The 18820-nt window shown below is 66.3% G+C and carries 16 protein-coding genes; all 16 read left to right on the plus strand.

Annotation, left to right across the window (positions count from 1 at the left end; translation table 11 throughout):
• The first annotated feature begins 113 nt into the window (after nucleotides 1-113).
• Entirely contained in the window at nucleotides 114-2573 is a 2460-nt protein-coding gene (galA, locus tag ER13_RS00330) for a beta-galactosidase GalA (RefSeq protein WP_035305273.1), read from the plus strand.
• Nucleotides 2574-2602: 29 nt separating this feature from the next.
• Nucleotides 2603-5221: a TonB-dependent receptor gene (locus ER13_RS00335; RefSeq protein WP_035305138.1), complete on the plus strand. Its 2619-nt coding sequence runs from the start codon at nucleotides 2603-2605 to the stop codon at nucleotides 5219-5221.
• Between the two features lie 34 nt (nucleotides 5222-5255).
• Complete coding sequence (locus tag ER13_RS00340) at nucleotides 5256-6668, plus strand: arabinogalactan endo-1,4-beta-galactosidase (protein ID WP_081836051.1); 1413 nt, start codon at nucleotides 5256-5258, stop codon at nucleotides 6666-6668.
• Between the two features lie 200 nt (nucleotides 6669-6868).
• Entirely contained in the window at nucleotides 6869-7174 is a 306-nt protein-coding gene (locus tag ER13_RS00350; protein ID WP_008258730.1) for a DsrE family protein, read from the plus strand.
• A 97-nt stretch (nucleotides 7175-7271) separates the two neighbouring features.
• Nucleotides 7272-7922 carry a peroxiredoxin gene (locus ER13_RS00355; protein WP_035305144.1) on the plus strand — a complete coding sequence of 217 codons (651 nt, stop codon included), beginning with the start codon at nucleotides 7272-7274 and terminating at the stop codon, nucleotides 7920-7922.
• Between the two features lie 192 nt (nucleotides 7923-8114).
• On the plus strand, nucleotides 8115-9056 hold the full coding sequence (locus tag ER13_RS00360) for an MBL fold metallo-hydrolase (RefSeq protein ID WP_035305147.1): 942 nt from the start codon (nucleotides 8115-8117) through the stop codon (nucleotides 9054-9056).
• Nucleotides 9053-9541, plus strand: coding sequence for a TIGR01244 family sulfur transferase (locus tag ER13_RS00365; protein ID WP_230307482.1), 489 nt, complete (start codon nucleotides 9053-9055; stop codon nucleotides 9539-9541). The genes ER13_RS00360 and ER13_RS00365 overlap by 4 nt, the downstream gene beginning before the upstream one ends.
• A 4-nt stretch (nucleotides 9542-9545) precedes the next feature.
• The gene (locus tag ER13_RS00370; protein ID WP_008263346.1) at nucleotides 9546-10340 is read left to right on the plus strand and encodes a sulfite exporter TauE/SafE family protein; all 795 of its coding nucleotides are present in this window, start codon (nucleotides 9546-9548) and stop codon (nucleotides 10338-10340) included.
• A gap of 9 nt (nucleotides 10341-10349) precedes the next feature.
• On the plus strand, nucleotides 10350-11777 hold the full coding sequence (locus ER13_RS00375; RefSeq protein ID WP_008260641.1) for a cytochrome ubiquinol oxidase subunit I: 1428 nt from the start codon (nucleotides 10350-10352) through the stop codon (nucleotides 11775-11777).
• Nucleotides 11767-12768: a cytochrome d ubiquinol oxidase subunit II gene (gene cydB / locus ER13_RS00380; protein ID WP_035305154.1), complete on the plus strand. Its 1002-nt coding sequence runs from the start codon at nucleotides 11767-11769 to the stop codon at nucleotides 12766-12768. Before ER13_RS00375 ends, cydB begins: the two co-directional genes overlap by 11 nt.
• Complete coding sequence (locus ER13_RS19155; RefSeq protein WP_008263036.1) at nucleotides 12768-12896, plus strand: hypothetical protein; 129 nt, start codon at nucleotides 12768-12770, stop codon at nucleotides 12894-12896. The genes cydB and ER13_RS19155 overlap by 1 nt, the downstream gene beginning before the upstream one ends.
• A complete protein-coding gene (locus tag ER13_RS00385) occupies nucleotides 12893-13363 on the plus strand; it encodes an isoprenylcysteine carboxylmethyltransferase family protein (RefSeq protein WP_035305156.1) in 471 nt (156 codons plus the stop codon). Before ER13_RS19155 ends, ER13_RS00385 begins: the two co-directional genes overlap by 4 nt.
• 296 nt (nucleotides 13364-13659) lie before the next feature.
• A complete protein-coding gene (locus ER13_RS00390; RefSeq protein ID WP_231492412.1) occupies nucleotides 13660-14193 on the plus strand; it encodes an RNA polymerase sigma factor in 534 nt (177 codons plus the stop codon).
• Nucleotides 14187-15164, plus strand: coding sequence for a FecR family protein (locus ER13_RS00395; RefSeq protein ID WP_035305158.1), 978 nt, complete (start codon nucleotides 14187-14189; stop codon nucleotides 15162-15164). Before ER13_RS00390 ends, ER13_RS00395 begins: the two co-directional genes overlap by 7 nt.
• 119 nt (nucleotides 15165-15283) lie before the next feature.
• Entirely contained in the window at nucleotides 15284-17764 is a 2481-nt protein-coding gene (locus tag ER13_RS00400) for a TonB-dependent receptor (protein WP_231492414.1), read from the plus strand.
• A gap of 66 nt (nucleotides 17765-17830) precedes the next feature.
• Nucleotides 17831-18763 (plus strand): metallophosphoesterase, encoded by a 933-nt coding sequence (locus ER13_RS00405; RefSeq protein WP_035305163.1) that lies wholly within the window; start codon nucleotides 17831-17833, stop codon nucleotides 18761-18763.
• The last annotated feature ends 57 nt before the right edge of the window (nucleotides 18764-18820 follow it).

Here is an 18820-nt window from a genome sequence, read left to right on the forward strand (position 1 = left end):
GGCCTAGCCGGTTTCCTGAACTCAAGGGCCGGCAACAGGCCTGAGGGTTTCAGGGAGGCGTCGCGTTGGATCGCGAAGATCTACTAGTTTCACGCGTGGATCGGCGCGCCCTGATGCAGGGCGCAACGGCGGCGGCTGTGGCGGCGATTCTTCCCTCAACCCCGGCCTTGGCGGCGACGCCCGAGACCCGACGACGCATCAAGCTGGCGTTCGATTGGAAGTTCGCTCTCGGCCACGCGGCGGACATCGACAAGGATTTCGGCTTCGGTCGAGATCAACGCACCTACGCCAAAACGGGCGGCTCCGAGACCTCCCCCATCGCCGAGGCGGCGAAGGCGGACTTCGACGATTCCGCCTGGACCGACGTCCAGATTCCGCACGACTGGGCGATCGACCTGCCCTACGATTCCACGCCTCGCATCCTGGCGCCCGATCAGGACGATCCCCGCGCCGCGCATGGGTTCCACGCCCTGGGCCGCGACCATCCCGAGAACAGCGTCGGGTGGTACCGACGCCCCCTGGACATCCCGGCCGACTGGGCCGGCCGCCGCATCGGACTGGAGTTCGACGGCGCGTTCCGCCAGGTCGCGGTCTTCGTCAACGGGATCATCGTCGACGAGCATGCCGGCGGCTATTCGCCCTTCCGCATCGACATCACCGACGTGGCGCAACCCGGCCGCCCCAACTGGCTGACCGTCCGTGTGGACGCCAGCTTGGGCGAGGGCTGGTTCTATGAAGGCGCGGGTCTTTACCGACATGTCTGGCTGACGGCGGCGAACCCGGTCCATGTGCCCCCCGACGGCGTGTTCATCCGGGCGGAGCCGCAGGGTTCGGGTGCACGGGCGACGGTCGAGGCGGCCGTGCGCAACCAGTCGGACTCGTCTCGCACGGCGACGGTGCGTACCGTCGTCGTGGCGCCGAACGGCCTGGAGAAGGCGCGACGGGAAGTCATGCTGTCGCTGGCGCCCTGGAGGAACGAAAACGCCGACCTGGCCCTGGCCTGGGACGTTGCTCCCCTGTGGTCGCCCGCCGATCCCCAGCTCCATCGGCTGACCACCGAAATCGAGATCGACGGCGTCGTGGTCGACCGGATCGAGACGCCCTTCGGCGTCCGGTCCGCGGTCTTCGACGCCCAACGCGGCTTCCTGCTCAATGGACAACCGCTGAAACTGCTCGGCGCCTGCTGTCACCAGGACCACGCCGGCGTCGGCGCCGCCATCCCGGATCGGCTCCAGGATTGGCGGATCGAACAGCTGAAGGCCATGGGCTGCAACGCCTATCGCGCCTCGCATAATCCGGCCATGCCGGAGCTGATGGACGCCTGCGACCGGCTGGGAATGCTGGTCATCGCCGAGACGCGGCGTATGTCCTCCGACGAAGAGTCCATGACAGAGCTGGCCACCCTGGTGCGGCGCGACCGCAACCGACCCTCGGTCATCGCCTGGTCGATCGGCAATGAAGAACAGGCGATCCAGGGCAACGAAACCGGCGCCGCCATCGCCCGCACCATGAAGCGGCTGGTCAACCGCCTGGACCCGTCCCGCCCCGTCACGGCCGCAAAGGACCAGGACTTCGACACCGGCGTATCGCGCGTCGTCGACGTTCTGGGCTTCAACTATCGCACCCCCCAGATGGAGGGCTATCACGCCCGCTTCCCAGATCAGCCCATCCTCGGCAGCGAGACGGGCAGCACGGTCTCGACCCGGGGCGAATATGTGCTGGACGCGGCCCGGCACATCGTCCCCGCCTATGACCGCGAACACCCCTGGTGGGCCTCGACCGCCGAGGAATGGTGGACCATTGCGGCTGAGCGCCCCTATATCGCCGGCGGCTTCATCTGGACCGGCTTCGACTATCGCGGCGAACCGACGCCCTACAGCCGTTGGCCCAGCGTCGGCTCCTACTTCGGCGCCATGGACTCCTGCGGCTTCCCGAAGGACAATTACTGGTACTACCGCGCCTGGTGGCGGCCCGAACCGCTGCTGCACCTGTTCCCGCACTGGAATTGGGAAGGGCGCGAAGGCGAGGAGATCGAGGTCTGGGTCCATTCCAACCTGGATCGCGTCGAACTGTTCGTGAACGGCCGCTCGGTCGGAGCGAAGACCGTCGAACGCAATCGTCACCTGGCCTGGTCCGTCCCCTATGCGCCGGGCGTGCTGGAGGCGCGCGGGTACAAGAATGGTCACCTAGTCTCGACCCAGCGTCGCGAGACCGCCGGCGCCCCGGCGGCTCTGCGTCTGTCCGTTGATCGTCAACGATTGACTGCCGACGGCGAGGACGTGGCCATGATCGCCACCAGCGTCGTGGACGCCCGTGGCCGACCCTGTCCGCGCGCCAACGACCTTGTCGCCTTCGAGGTTGCGGGCGACGCCCGGGTCATCGGCGTCGGCAACGGCGATCCTGTCAGCCACGAGCCGGATCGCAGCGACCGCCGACATCTGTTCAACGGACTGGCCCAGGCCATCGTCCAGACGGGCCGCAAAGGCGGCCCCATCACCGTCACCGCGCGGGCCGACGGGCTGCGGCCCGCCGTGCTTCGTCTCGACGCCCGCAACACCAAACTATCGACCTGAAAATCAGGCGAGCACAGGGGGAGTTTCTAATGACCGCCAATCGCAAGACCATCGCCGCCGCCAGCGTATCGCTGGCCGCCCTTCTCGCCGCAGCCCCCGTCTGGGCCCAGGAGGCCCCCGCCACCGACGACGCCGCCCAGGTCGACGAGGTTGTCGTCACCGGCATCCGCGCCTCGCTGCGCGACGCGATCGGCGTCAAGCGCCGCTCTGACCTGGTGGTCGAGGCCATCTCCTCCGAGGACATCGGCCAACTGCCGAACGTGACCATCGCCGAAGAGCTGGTGCGTCTTCCCGGCGTCAACGGCACGCGCGACCGCGGCAACCAAAGCCAGGCCTCGATCCGGGGCCTCGGCCCGCGCCTGGTGCTGGGCCTCGTCAACGGCCGCGAGGTCGCCTCGTCGGAGCCGGACCGCAACGTCCGCTGGGAAATCTATCCGTCGGAGGTCGTCTCGGGCGTCGAGGTCTACAAGTCCCAGTCGGCCGACCTGATTTCCGGCGGCATCGCCGGCACCATCAACATCCGCACCATCCGCCCGCTGGACTATCGCGGCCCCAGCTTCGTCGGCACCGCCGGCGCGGTCTATTACGAGGGCGGCGAGGACCTGCCTGACTATGATCCGCTGGGTTCGCGCTTCAGCGCCAGCCTTACCCATCGGCTTACCGATACCCTCGGCGTCAACCTGGGTGTGACCCACCAGGAGCAGAAGAACGGCTATTCGACCTTCGAGGGCTGGGGCTGGAACGACGAAGATACGGGCGGATCGCCCGGCGATATCGACGGCGACGGCGATCTGGACGCGACCTTCTGGGGCGCCCAGACCCAGGTCAAACGCCTGACCGAGACCCGCAACGGCGTAAACGGCGCCCTGCAATGGAAGCCGTCCGACCAGTTCGAACTGAACATGGACGCCCTCTATTCGAAGGTCGAAATCGACGAGGACCAGAACCAGATTTGGTACGGCAGGAACAACACCTACTCGAACTTTGCCGGCGCCTCCGGCTGGGCCTACGGCGATCCGGCCGCCTCCTACACCATCATCGACGGCACAGTGGTCGCCGCCACGCTGCCATTCGCCTCGGTCACCAACGTCATCGCCAAATACGTCGAGGACAAGACGCTGCTGGCCACGGGGCTGAACGGCAAGTGGATGTCGGGCGCCTGGACCCTGACCGGCGACGTCGCCTATTCGAAGGCCGAGCGCGAGAACCTCTGGCGCGCGATCTTCACCGAACACTATCCGGCGCTCGCCGGCGTCGACATGACGCCGGGCCGGACGCCGTCGGCCTTCGCCAGCTATGATACGTCAGACCCCAGCTTCCAGCCGCTGTTTGACTATGTCCCCGGCCAGGCGGACGGCGGCAAGCTGACGGACGAACTGACGTCGGCCCAGTTCGACGTCGCCCACTACGGCGGCGAGACGGGCGTCACCAAGACCTCCTTCGGCGTCCGCGCCTCTGACCGGTCGAAGGCCTACGAGCGACTGCTGTGGAACCAGGCGCCGATCGTCGCCACCCTTCCCTCGTCGCTGCTCAGCAGCTTCACCGTCTCCGACTTCGACACCCCGGGCTTCCTGAACGGCGATTTCGACGCTGTGGCCCAGGCGGCCTACGGCGGCTTCGTCCAGCCCGCAGACGCCGTGGACGAGGCCTCGGGATGGTCCGTCGATGAAACGGTGTTCGAGGCCTATGTGAAGGTCGATTTCGCCGGCGACTTCGCGGGCCTGCCCGTCACTGGCAACGTCGGCATGCGTGCGGTTCAGACCGAGACCACCAGCAACGGCTATGAATCCGTCAACAGCGGAGCCCTGACGCCGATCTCGATCGACAATGACTATTTCGAACTTCTGCCCAGCCTGAACCTGACCCTGGCCCTGGCCGAAGACCAACAGCTGCGGTTTGGCCTGGCCCGGACCCTGGCGCGTCCGCCGCTGGATGAACTGCGCGCCGGCCGCACCCTGTTCAACACCAGCCCTCCGCCCACAGGCTCGGCCGGCAACCCGAACCTGACCCCCTACATCGCCAACCAGGTCGACCTGTCCTACGAGTGGTATTTCGCGCCGGAAGCCCTGTTCGCCGCCGCCGCCTACTACAAGGACGTCGAGACCCACATCGGCTACTTCACCCAGCCGGTGACCATCGACGGCGTGACCTACAATGTCACCGGTCCGTTCAACGGCGACGGCGGCGGCATCAGCGGCATCGAGCTGACCTTCCAGACGCCGTTCCGCTTTATCCCGGCGCTCGAGAATTTCGGCGTTTACGCCAACTTCGCCTATGTCGATTCCGACGTGAAGGAGTTCTCGCCGGCCAACAACCCGCTGGAGTCGACCGGCCTGGCCCGCGAGACGGCGACGGTCGACCTCTGGTACTCCGACGGCAAGTTCGAGAGCCGGCTGGGCTACAAGTACCACAGCCCCTTCACCGTCATCAGCGGCTGGGACGGGTCTGCGCTGCGCACGCTGGACAACGAATCCACCCTGGACTTCAGCGCCTCCTACCAGGTGACGTCGAACCTGGGCGTACGCTTCCAAGCCAGCAACCTGACCGATGAAGAGGTCAACACCTACTACGACAACGACGAGAACCGTCTGGCCAGCAACACCCGCTTCGGTCGCCGGTTCAGCCTCGACGCCACCTTCCGCTACTGACCCCGCGTCGCACCTCAAGCCTACGGAATCGCCCATGAAGATCCGCCGCATCCTCCTTCCCGCCTTCGCCGCCCTGATGGCCTTGCCCGCGCAAGCCCAGCAGGCGGGCCAGCCGGCGCCCTTCTATTTCGGCGCCGACCTGTCCTATGTGAACGAGATGGAGGACTGCGGCGCGATCTATCGCAAGGACGGTCAGGCCCGCGATCCCTATGGCCTGTTCGCCGAAATGGGGACCAATCTGGTGCGGGTCCGGATCTGGAACGACGCCGAATGGACCAACTACAGCGACCTGGACGATGTGCGCGAAACCATCCGCCGCGCCCGCGCGGCCCGAATGGAGGTTCTGCTCGACTTCCACTATTCGGACGACTGGGCCGACGGGGACAAGCAGATCGTGCCCAAGGCCTGGCGGTCGATGCGCGACGACACGCCGGCCCTGGCCCAGGCTCTTTATGACTACACTTTCCAGACCCTTCGGACGCTCGACGCCGAAGGCCTGATGCCGGACCAGGTTCAGGTCGGCAATGAAACCAACCCCGAAATGATGGGCGAGCTCGACTGGAAGACCGCCCGCCCCGGCATCAACTGGGAACGCAACGCCGCCCTGTTCAACGCCGGGATCAAGGCCGTACGCGACGCCGGCGCCCAGTCCAGCATCCAGCCTTTGGTCATGCTGCACATCGCCCAGCCCGAGAACGTCGAACCCTGGTTCGCCGACGCCTGGAAGCACGGAGTCACCGACTTCGACCTGATCGGCGTCAGCTATTATCGCAAATGGTCGACCCAGGGCCTGGACGGACTGGAGCAGACGATCAATCGTCTGCGCCATCGCTATCCGGCGGAGGTGGTTGTGGTCGAGACCGCCTATCCGTTCACCACGGACTCGGCGGACGATTCCCCGAACCTGCTGGGCGAGGACTCACTCTTGCCCGGCTATCCCGCCACCTACGAGGGCCAGCGCCAGTACATGGTCGATCTGACCCAGCGGGTGAAGTTCGCTGGCGGCGTGGGTGTCGTCTATTGGGAACCGGCTTGGGTCTCTACCGACTGCTCGACCCGCTGGGGTCAGGGATCCAACTGGGAGAACGCGACCTACTTCGACTGGCGACGCGACGGGGAACCGACCCCTGCGGCGACCTTCGCCCAAGCCGCCTATCAAGAACCGACGACCATCACTCTGACCATTCGTCGTCCCGAGGGCGCCGCCGGGTCATTGTGGCTCTGGGGCGATTTCCTAGGCGCCAACGACGTCGCCGTGCGGCTCGCACCCGACGGCTCCGACCCAGGTCTTTACCGTTACACGACGAAAGTCAGGCCCGAAACCGACATCCGATTCCAAGTCTTCGACCGCCGCCCCTTCGAACGGGGTCTGCTCGAATCCGGCCAAGTGATAGCCGTTCACGTTGGAAATGACGACTTCGTCGGGGTCTATTCGACTACGCGCTGACGGTTTGGCGGACACCTTCGACGGCAGGCGCGGGTCGCCGTGATCAGCCGGTGCGAGGCGCTGGTCCCGATCATGAACGCCCTGAAGGTCGATGCCATTGAGGGCGTATAGTTGACCGAACTGGGCCTAGTCGTCACGACCACCGACATCGCCCCGAGGAGGCGGGCGAACAGCCGGATCGCGTCGCGCGGCTGACGAATATGCTGGCGGCGGGCGGCGTCGACGCCGACCATCGTCAGATCGTGGTCGTCCTGCACGGCGCCGCCACGACTGCGGTCCTGTCCGACGCCGCCTGGGCCGCGCGCGGCAAGGGCGACGCCAATCTCAACAGCGCCCTGATCCGCGCCCTTCTCGCCGCCGGCGTTCAGGTGCGCCTGTGCGGCCAGGCCATGGCGGGCCACGGCGTCACGGAAGCCGAACTCGAGCCGGGCGTGACCGTCGATCTCGCCGCCCTGATGACGGTGATTCACCATCAACAGGCGGGCTATGCGCTGATCGTCAATTGACGGGGGTCATAGGCTGAACCTTTCAGGCGGATAAAAACTATTAGTTTGTGTAACTATGTATATAAGTGTTGATCAGGATGTCTGAAGGAGACATCACATGACCAGACTTCCCCGCCTCAACGAACCCGCCCCCGACTTCCACGCCCGCACGACCCACGGGGATCGCTGCCTGGCCGACTATCGCGGCAAATGGCTCATTCTCTTTTCCCACCCCTCCGACTTCACCCCGGTCTGCACGACCGAGTTCATCGGCTTCGCGAAGCACGCGGATGAGTTCGCCGCGATGAACTGCGACCTTCTGGGACTATCGATCGACAGCATCTTCTCCCACCTGGCCTGGACCCGGAACATCAAGGAGAAGTTCGGCGTCGAAATCCCCTTCCCCATCATCGAGGACCTGAAGATGGAGGTGGGCCAGGCCTATGGGATGATCCATCCGGGCGCGGCCGACACCTCAGCCGTTCGCGCGACCTTCCTGATCGATCCGGAAGGCAAGCTTCGCGCCATGGTCTATTACCCCATGAGCAACGGCCGCAGCATCGACGAGTTCGTCCGACTGCTGACCGCCATCCAGACGTCGGACGCCAATGGCGTGGCGACCCCGGAAGACTGGCGCCCGGGCCAGCCGGCCATCGTGCCCCCGCCCAAGACCGCCGCGGCGGCTGAGGCCCGCGCCTCCGAAGGCTACGACTACACCGACTGGTACTTCTCGACGCGCGAGCTCCCCGACGCCCCGAAAGCCGCCTGATCGGACGCCGGCCGGACCGCGACAGCGGTCCGGCCCTCCCTTTCCCGGACGCGAAAGGAGCTCACATGGGCGGCCTAAGACGAATCCAAGAGGCGGAATCTACCGACCTTCAGGCCGCTTCGCCATGCCGAAATACATACTTGCGCCAAGTATGAATATATCTATATATGAACGCCCAACGGAGACGTCCCCATGTCCTCGCACCCCCAAGACCCCATCCGTGAACAGGCCGCTGAAGTCGTGCGCGCCGCCCTGGCGGACGCCACGCAACGTCCTGTTGTGAAGTCCTTTTTTGACGAAGCGACCTTTACGGTCAGCCATGTGGTGCGCGACCCCGGCTCCAAGGTCTGCGCCATCATCGACAGCGTGCTCGACTACGAACCGGCTTCCGGCCGAACCTCGAACGCCTCCGCCGACGCCCTGATTGACTACGTGAAGTCCGAAGATCTCCAGGTGCAGTGGCTGCTGGAGACCCACGCCCACGCCGACCACCTGTCGGCCGCACCCTATCTGCAGGAAAAACTGGGCGGCCGGCTCGCCATCGGCCACGAAATTCTCACTGTCCAGGCCGTATTCGGCAAGATCTTCAACGAGGGAACCGAATTCCGCCGCGACGGCAGCCAATTCGACCAGTTGTTCAATGACGGCGACCGGTTCCGCATCGGCGGGCTGCAGGCCATGGCGCTGCATGTGCCGGGCCACACGCCCGCCTGCCTGGCCTATGTGATCGGCGATGCGGTCTTTCCCGGCGACACCATGTTCATGCCGGACTATGGCACGGCGCGCTGCGACTTCCCCGGCGGCGACGCCCGGACCCTGTATCGCTCGATCCATCGCCTGACCGCCCTGCCGGATGAGGCGCGGGTCTATCTGTGCCACGACTACAAGGCGCCGCCCGGCCGCGATGAATTCGCCTGGGAGACCACCATCGGCGCCCAGCGCACCGGCAATATCCACATTCGCGACGGCGTCTCCGAGGACGCGTTCGTGGCCATGCGCACCCAACGCGACGCCACCCTGCCCATGCCCCGGCTGATCCTGCCGTCGGTTCAGGTCAACATGAACGGCGGACGCCCGCCGGAGCCCGAGGCCAACGGGGTTCGCTACCTCAAGGTCCCGCTGAACGCGCTGTGAACCTTCAGCGCGCCGGCCGACCCGAGCCGCAAGACCTGAACCCGATCCGCAAGCAGGAAGACCGAGCGATGGATATCCGCCCGCTGGACGACGCCCTTTCGGCCTCCCCCCAGATCGCCTTGCAGGACCTGGCCGCCGTCGCGGCCCAGGGCTTTCGATCCGTGATCTCGAACCGGCCCGACGGCGAAGAGCCCGATCAGCCCAGCGCAGCCGAATTCCGCCAGGCCGCCGAGGCCGTCGGCCTGGCGTTCGCCCATGTGCCCGTGGTCGGCGGCGCCATATCCGACGCCGATGTGGCGGCCTTCCGCCGGACCCTCGACGCCCTGCCCCGGCCTGTGTTCGGCTTTTGCCGCACCGGTACGCGCACCACCACCCTGTGGGCGCTCGCCCGCGCGGCCGACGAAGCCGACCGCCTGATCCAACGCGCCCAGGCGGTCGGTTACGACCTGTCGGCGCTTCGTCCACGCCTGGAAGGCGCGCGCTGACCCCATGGATCTTTCCCCTCTTCAATACGGCCTCGGCGCCGGCGCGGGTTCGCTGGTCGGTTTCAGCCTGGGTCTGGTCGGCGGGGGCGGGTCCATCCTGGCCGTGCCGCTGATCGTCTATCTGGTCGGGGTCAAGGATCCCCACCTCGCCATCGGCACCAGCGCCTTCGCCGTGGCCGCCAACGCCTTCGCCAACCTGCTGAACCACGCCCGACACGGCACTGTGAAATGGAAGATCGCCGGCCTGTTCGCCCTGGCTGGCGTCCTCGGCGCCGTCCTGGGCTCGACCCTGGGCAAGGCGGTGGACGGCCAGAAGCTGCTGGCCCTTTTCGCCGTCCTGATGCTGATAGTCGGGGCGCTGATGCTGAGGGGCCGCTCGGCCGCCGGCGACCCCGATGTGGTTCTGACGCCGGGCAATGCGCCGAAGCTGATCGGAACCGGCGTCCTGACCGGGGTGATGTCCGGCTTCTTCGGCATCGGCGGCGGGTTTCTGATCGTGCCCAGCCTGATGGTCTCGACCCGTATGCCCATCTATTACGCCGTCGGCTCCTCGCTGGTCGGCGTGACGGCCTTTGGCCTGACCACGGCCTTCAACTATGCGCTGGACGGCTGGGTGGACTGGCCCCTGGCGGCGATCTTCATCGGCGGCGGCGTCCTGGGCGGGCTGTTGGGCGCACGCCTGGCCAAGAGTCTGTCAGGACAAAAGGGCGTCCTGAACACCGTGTTCGCAATCCTGATCTTCGTCGTCGCCGTATACATGCTGTACCGGAGCATCGACGCGCTCGGCCTGGTTTCATAGGATAGGATCATGGAGTTCGACGCTCTCATTCTGGCCCGAATGCAGTTCGCATTCACGGTGGCCTTCCACATCGTCTTCCCGGCCTTCTCCATCGGCCTGGCCAGTTATCTGGCCGTGCTGGAAGGGCTCTGGTTGAAGACCGGCCGTGACCTGTATCTGAACCTGTTCAACTACTGGCTGAAGATCTTCGCCGTCGCCTTCGGCATGGGCGTCGTCTCGGGCCTGGTGATGTCCTATCAGTTCGGCACCAACTGGTCGGTCTTCTCCGACAAGGCCGGTCCCGTCATCGGCCCCCTGATGGCCTATGAGGTGCTCAGCGCCTTCTTCCTCGAGGCCGGATTCCTAGGCGTCATGCTGTTCGGCCTGAAGCGGGTGGGCAAGAAGCTGCACTTCCTGGCGACCCTGATGGTGGCCATCGGCACCTTCGCCTCCGCCTTCTGGATCCTGTCGGTCAACAGCTGGATGCAGACGCCCCAGGGCTACGCCATCAACGACGTGGGCCAGTTCGTGCCGGCCGACTGGTTCAAGATCGTCTTCAATCCCTCCTTCCCCTATCGCCTCGCCCACATGCTGCTGGCGGCCTATCTGACCACTGGCCTGGTGGTCGGCGCGGTCGGCGCCTGGCACCTGCTGAAAGAGCGGACCAACAAGGGCGCGCGCAAGATGTTCGCCATGGCCACGGGCATGATCCTGGTCGCCGCCCCGGTCCAGATCTTCATCGGCGACATGCACGGGCTGAACACGCTGGAGCATCAGCCTGCCAAGGTCATGGCGATGGAAGGCCATTTCGAAAGCCACCCGGACGGCGCCCCCCTGATCCTGTTCGGCCTGCCTGACCGCGAGGCCGCCACCGTCCACGGCGCAGTCGAGATTCCCAAGCTGTCGTCCCTGATCCTGAAGCACGACCCGAACGCGCCCCTGGCCGGCCTGGACACCATCGATCGCGCCGACTGGCCGCCGGTGGAGATCGTCTTCTGGTCCTTCCGCGTCATGGTGGGCCTGGGCATGGCCATGCTGCTGCTGGGCCTGTGGGGCCTTTATGCTCGCCTGCGCAGACGTCTCTACGACGCGCCCTGGCTCCACCGGTTCGCCCTCGTCATGGGGCCGATGGGCTTCGTCGCGGTTCTGGCCGGCTGGATCACCACAGAGGTGGGGCGTCAGCCCTGGACGGTCTATGGCCTGTTGCGCACGGCCGACAGCGCCGCGCCGCTGGACGCCCCTGCGGTCGCCAGTTCCCTGGCCGCCTTCGCCGTCGTCTATTTCACGGTGTTCGGCGCCGGGGTCTTCTACATCCTGCGCCTGATGAGCCATGCGCCGCACCGGGGCGAGCCGGGCGTGGCGGAAACGCCGATCCGGACGGCGGGCATCACCCCCGCCCCCGCCATCGACCCCGACCGGCCGATCCCTACCGGTGAGGAGACCGATCATGAACATTGATCTGACCCTGGTCTGGGCCGGTCTGCTGGCCTTCGCCGTCTTCGCCTATATCGTCATGGACGGGTTCGACCTGGGGGTCGGCATCCTGTTCCCGACGCTGAAGCCGGGCGATCAGCGCGACAAGGCGATGAACTCGATCGCCCCGGTGTGGGACGGCAACGAGACCTGGCTGATCCTGGGCGGAGGGGGCCTGTTCGCCGCCTTTCCACTGGCCTACGCCGTGCTGATGCCGGCGGTCTATACGCCGATCATCGCCATGCTGCTGGGCCTGGTCTTCCGGGGCGTCGCCTTCGAATACCGCTGGCGCACGGTGCGCGCCAAGCCGGTCTGGGACGTGGCCTTCTTCGGCGGCTCGCTGCTGGCCGCCTTCTCCCAGGGCGTGACCCTGGGGGCCATTCTGCAGGGGGTCGAGGTTTCCGGCCGGGCCTATGGCGGCGGGTGGTGGGACTGGCTCAGTCCCTTCAGCCTGCTGACCGGCGCCGCCGTCGTCGTCGGCTACGCCCTGCTGGGCGCCACCTGGCTGAACATGAAGACGGAAGGCGCGCTCCAGTCCCACGCCCGTTCCCAGGCCTGGAAGCTGGGTCCGGCGACCCTGCTGATGATCGGCGCGGTCAGCCTGGCCACGCCCTTCCTCGACGGCGAATACGCGCGTCGCTGGTTCGACTGGCCCGGCGTCCTGCTGACGGCCCAAGTGCCGTTGCTGGTCGTGATTCTGGCGGCCGCATTCTTCTGGACCATGCGCCAGAAGCGCGAGGTCTGGCCCTTCCTGCTGTCCCTGGGCCTGTTCGCCGTCACCTTTGCGGGCCTGGGCGTCAGCATCTTCCCCTACGCCGTGCCCGACGAGATCACCCTGTGGCAGGCCGCCGCCCCGGCCTCCAGCCAGATGTTCATGCTGGTCGGCGCCCTGATCCTGATCCCGATCATCCTGGCCTACACCGCCTATGCCTACTGGGTGTTCCGCGGCAAGGTTGGCGACGATGGTTACCACTGATGCGCCGTGATCCGACAAGCGGGCTCCGGCAGGGCCTGTGGTTCGTCGCCCTCTGGGTGCTGGGCGTGGGCGTCCTGGGCGTGATCGCCTATCTGCTGCGCGGCGTCCTGAAGCTGGCCGGCGGATGAGCCCGCAGACGCCGAACCGCTGGCCCTGGCCGCCGCTCATCATGGGCGGGGCCGTCCTTGTCGCGTTCCTCGCGGCGCCGCTATGGACGCCGCCGCCGCTGTTTCCCGGCGCCTTTACAGCCGGCGGCCTCCTGGTCGCCCTCGCCCTTGGCCTGGACCTCTGGGCCATGCTGGAGATGCGGCGGCGGCGCGCCAACATCCTGCCGCACCGGGCGGCGACCGCCCTGGTCACGACCGGTCCTTTCGCCTGGAGCCGCAACCCGATCTATCTCGCCAACGGGCTGCTGCTGCTCGGCCTCGGCGGCCTGTTCGACAACGCCTGGTTCTTCGTGGCCGCCCCCGTCGCCGCCTTCGCCACCGACCGCCTCGCCATCCGGCGCGAGGAACGACACCTGGCGGCCCTCTTCGGCGCGGACTGGGTCCATTACTCCGGGCGGACGCGCCGCTGGGTCGGTCGACACAAGTAACGCCACATGCCCCGGCTCTGCCCACCGATAGATGCAAAGCCTAGATGGAGCCCTACTGTGATGGGGCTACGGGCCGTTCGCCTTTATCTGGGGCGCTAGAGTCGCCTCACCCATGTCCACCACCCCTCACTCCCACTCGATCATCGAAGATTAAGTCTATTCATTTGATATCCCGCGCGGCTTTTCTCGCGCATGTGCGAGGCTGAACGTTCAGGTCGCCGTGGCGGCGGCAGGCCCTCATGGGCGCCAGGGGCCGCCGCCCTCGCGGACGTCAGTGTCATAAAACTGGGACCGAAATGTCGGATTCGACGCGCCCGTTCGTCTACAGAGATGGGCGCATTCGCAGGCTGGCCATGAATGGGTTGAAGCAAATTTTGCGTAAAGCGCGCAGAGCGGTCATCCGACGCGGGGTCATGGCGCAGGACGCCGACGATCTTGTCCAGGAAGCCTTCTTGCGGGTCGAGGCGTTCGGGCGGCGCGAGGGGGCGCCCGTCACCGAAGGTCGCGTCGTAGTGGCTGCGGTGAACTTGTCGATTGACGCGGCGCGGCGCCGGCGGGCCGCACCCTTCATCGACCTCGACGACGCGCCGCTGATCGCTGATGAAACGCCGGCTCCCGACGAGATTCTCCGCGCGCGGTCCAAGCTTCGTCACGCGGCCAAGGGATTGGAACGCTTGCCCGAACGTACACGCAGACTTCTGTTGGCGCGCCGGATAGAGGGACTCAGCTACGCCCAGATCGCGGAGAAGGAAGGCATGAGCGTCGCCGCGGTGGAAAAGCACGTCGCGCGCGCGACCGTCGAGCTGACGAAGTGGATGGATCAATGGTGACACCGAGTGCATCGCGCCGCGACCGCGTTCGGGCGGAGGCCGCCGTCTGGTTGACACGCATCCAGCGCGAGACCGGCGTGGAGGAAAGCCGCCAGGCCCTACAGGACTGGCTGGCGCTGGATCCCGAGCACCGGCTTGCCTTCCAGCAGGTCACCGAAACCTGGGAGTTCCTGCCCGGCGCGGCGGCGTTGATGTCGCCACAGCACTCAGCGCCTGCGCGCTCGAGTCGAGGCTCCGCCCCTCGCCGCTCGGCGGTCCGACCCGCGCTGGTCGGACTGGGGCTGGCGGCCTGCGTGCTGGCGGCGGTCGGGATCATGGTGATCAAGGGCGGGTCGGTCTATGTCACCGAAGAGGGGCAGCATCGCGCCATGACCCTGGCGGACGGCTCACGCCTGACACTCAACACCGACAGCCGCGCCAAGGTGATCTATTCGGCGACCGAGCGCCGGGTCCGCCTGGATCGCGGGGAAGCGGCGTTCGACGTCGCTCACGATCCGGCCCACCCGTTCGTCGTCGTGGCCGGGACGACGGAAATCCGTGCTCTGGGCACGGCATTCGTGGTGCGGCGGCAGGGCGATCGAGTTTCGGTGACCCTTGTGCGCGGCAAGGTGCAAATCTCTGGCGCTGGCGCGGACGCACGTGGCGCCAAGCGGGTGTTGGCGACCCTGACCCCGGGCCAACGACTGCAGGTGGCGCCGCAGGCTCAGCCCCAGCTCGACACGCCTTCGATCGAGATGGTGACGGCCTGGGAACAAGGTGAAGTGATCTTCGAAAGCGCCACCCTGGCTGAGGCCGCCAACGAGATGAATCGCTATGGGCCCATCAAGGTCACGGTCGACGCCGATGTCTCGGGCCTGCGGATTTCCGGCGTCTTCGCCACCAACCAGGCCGCCGAGTTCGCCGCCGCCGCGGCCCAGCTCCACGGGCTCAGGGCCGTGCCTCGGGAGGATGGTCTGGACCTGCAGCGATAGGTCCGGCCGCCGCCTCCCCCCGACGCCGACGTCATGAAATCTTTATGTCGGATCGCCGCAAACACTTCGTTTCCCTTGTGAGGGTCGCGCAGGCCCTCTTCAGTTTTCAGGGGATCCAGATGCCTTTCAAACACGCCGCTTTCGCCAGCGCGGCCGTCTCGGTGATGATGGTGGCCGGAGCGGCCCAGGCCCAGGCCCAGTACGCCTTCGACCTGCCCGCCCAGTCTCTCGAGCGTTCGCTGACCGCCGTCGGCCGTCAGACCCAGGTCAATGTCGTCTTCCGCCCCGAGCAGGTCAGCGGCAAAACCGCCGGGCCCCTCAAGGGTCGCTTCACCGCCGATGCCGCACTGCGCCGTCTGCTGGCTGGGTCTGGGCTGGACGTCCGAACGACGCCGGGCGGCTCTTACCTGCTCGTCGAGGCTCCCACCCAACTCGTGCAGACCGAGAGCGCGGTGGTCGATGACGTCGTGGTCCTGGGCCGCGGCCGCACGCGCCAGATGCAGACGCTCTCGAAGGCCGAACTGGACAAGTTAGCCCCGGGCACTTCACCTCTTGCGGCGCTGAACAAGCTCCCGGGCGTCAACTTCACATCGTCCGACCCGTTCGGCGCCTATGAGTGGGCCCAACAGGTGACCATCCGCTCGTTCACCACCGACCAGATGGGCTACACTCTGGACGGCCTGCCGCTTGGCAACATGCAGTATCGCAACAACAACGGCCTGAGCATCGGCCGCGCGCTGCTGACCGAGAACAACGGCGCCACCTCGCTGTCCCAGGGCGGCGGCGCCCTGGGAACGGCCTCGACCAACAATATCGGCGGCACGATCGATTTTACCTCCATCGACCCGACCGGCGAGTTCGGCGTCGATATGGCCGGCACCTACGGTAGCGGCGGCACCTGGCGTGGGTTCACGCGGCTCAACACCGGCAGACTACCTGGAGGCGGCAGCCTCTACGCCGCCTATGCGCGCCAGGACACCAAGAAGTGGAAGGCCGCTGGCGAGCAAAACATCGAGCAGATCAATGTGAAGTTCGTCCAGCCGCTGGGCGAAGCCGTGCGCTCGACCACCTTCCTCGACTACGCCGACCGCCGCGAGGACGACTATGCGGACTTGTCCTTTGCCCTGGTCAACCGGCTGGGCTGGAACGTCGATACCATCAGCGACAACTTCCCCCTGGCCGAAGCCCTGGCCACCGCCCTGCAGACCGGCGGCGCCGTTCCCGCGCCGTATCTCAACGCCGACGACGTCTACTACAACGGCGGCGGTGTGCGGCAGGACACCCTGGTCTATGAACGGCTCGACTACGACCTGACGCCGTCGCTGTCGGGATCGACGACCGCCTACTACCACCGCGATCACGGCATCGGCACCTATGCGAGTCCCTACGACGCGACACCCGAGGCGTATGGCGGCTCGCCGGTCTCGGTTTCAGCGCTGCGGTACGATATCGACCGCGCCGGCCTGATCAGTCGCCTGAGTTATACCTTGGGTGACCACAAGCTGGATGCCGGCGTCTGGTACGAGGACAACGACTTTCACCAGGCGGCCTATCTCTATGGCCTGACCAAGGGCGTTGCTCCGACCAATTTCCAGCGCTTCTACGACAATCCCTTCCGCACGCGCTGGGACTATCAGTTCACCACCAAGACCTATCAGTTCCACATCGGCGACACCTGGTCGGTCACCGACAATCTGAGGGTCAACGCCGGCTTCAAGGCGCTGAACGTCACCAACGAAGCCGAGACGATCACCAGCAACACGCCGATCAACGGCGTGATCAAGGCCAGGGACTACTTCCTGCCCTCGGCCGGGATTCTCTACCGCCTGGACGAGCGCAATGAGATGTTCGCCAGCTTCACGCGCAATATGGCCGCTTTCGTGGCCTCCGCATCCAGCGGCCCCTTCTCGACCACCCAGGCCGGCTTCGACTACATCCGCAAGGATCTGAAGCCCGAGAAGACCCGCACCCTGGAGGCCGGCTATCGCTATTCCAGGGATGGGCTGCTGGCCTCCGTGACCGCCTATGACGTCGCCTTCGAGAACCGCCTGCTGGCCACCTCGATCAGCGCCACGATCGTCGGCAACCAGAACGTCCTGCAGAATGTCGGCGGCGTGACCTCGCGTGGCGTGGAGACGGCGATCAGCTGGCGCTTCGCGCCGGCCTGGTCGCTGTTCGGCAGCTTCGCCTACAACGACGCCAAGTACGACGACGACGTCACGCCGCTCGGCGGCGCGACGATCGCGACGAAGGGCAAACGCGTCGTGGCCGCTCCGAAGACCGTCGGCGGCGCCGAATTGGCCTATGACAACGGTACGGTCTGGTCGAAGGTCACGGCCCACTATCAAGGCGAGCGCTTCTACACCTACCTGAACGACTCGCCGGTCAAGAGTTCGACCGTGTTCGATCTGGCGGCCGGCTACCGCGTCCCGCAGACGAGTGTGGAAGTGCTGCTGAACGTCACCAACGTGTTTGACAAGCGCTACTATTCCTCAGTCGGCACCAGCGGTTTCGTCAACGCCGACCCCACGGGCTCGTACACGACGCTGCAGCAAGGCGCCCCGCGCCAGGTGTTCGCCACCGTGCGGGTCAGTTTCTAGTCCGTATCCCTGACCAAGCCGCCGCCGAGGACGCTCCTCGGCGGCGGCGCTTTTTCGCGCAAGGCCATGATCGAGACCGCCATGAACCGCAGAAGCCTGATTTGTGGAGCGCTCGTTTCCGCCGGCGCCGCCACCGCCGCCTCCGCCTCCGCCCAGCTCAAGACAGTGGATTTCAAATTCGTGTTCCTCAGCGACACGCACATCCAGCCCGAGGACGGCGCGGTCGAGGGCGTGCATCGCTGCTTTGCCCAGGTGGCGGCCAGCGACGCCGATTTCGTGGTCCATGGCGGCGACCACGTGTTCGACGCCATGGAGGTAGGGCGCGCGCGCGCCGACGCCCAGATGGCGCTCTATCGCCAGTCCGAACGTCTGCTGGATAAGCCGGTTCGTCACGTCCTGGGCAACCACGACTGTTTCGGGCTGTTTGAGAAGAGCGGAGTGGACCCGTCCGAGCCCGGCTACGGCAAGCGCTACTTCATCGATCAGTTCGGGCCGACCTATTACGGCTTCAGCCACAAGGGCGTGCGGTTCCTTGTCCTGGACTCGATCGGTTTCAAGGGCCGCAACTACGAGGGTCGCATCGACGCCGAGCAGCTGGCATGGCTGCGCGGCGAGTTCGCGATCCTCTCGCCCTCGGATCCGGTGGTGGTCCTGACTCACATCCCGTTGGTGACCGCGCTGGAGTGCTACGAGCCCGAAGACTGGGCGGCCTCGCCCTATGACTGGACTCGGGTGATGAACGGCCGTGAGGTGATGCGACTGTTCCAGAACCACAATGTGTTGGGGGTCTTGCAGGGGCATGGTCACGTACACGAGACCGTCGAGGTCGCCGGGGTGCGCTACATCTCCAGCGGCGCGGTCGCCGGGGCGGACTGGCGCGGTAGCTTCCTGGGCACGCCGGAGGGCTATCTGGAGGTCACCATCGCCAACGGTCGTCTTGATACACGGTTCAGAACCTATGGCTTCACGCCGCCGCGCCGCCACGATGTACCGCTTTGACGCGAAGGCCGCCGCTACGGGGGCCATCTCCTCGCGACGGGTGAATGGCGCAACAGC

The organism is Brevundimonas sp. EAKA, assembly GCF_000698025.1.
Classification (GTDB): domain Bacteria; phylum Pseudomonadota; class Alphaproteobacteria; order Caulobacterales; family Caulobacteraceae; genus Brevundimonas; species Brevundimonas mediterranea_A.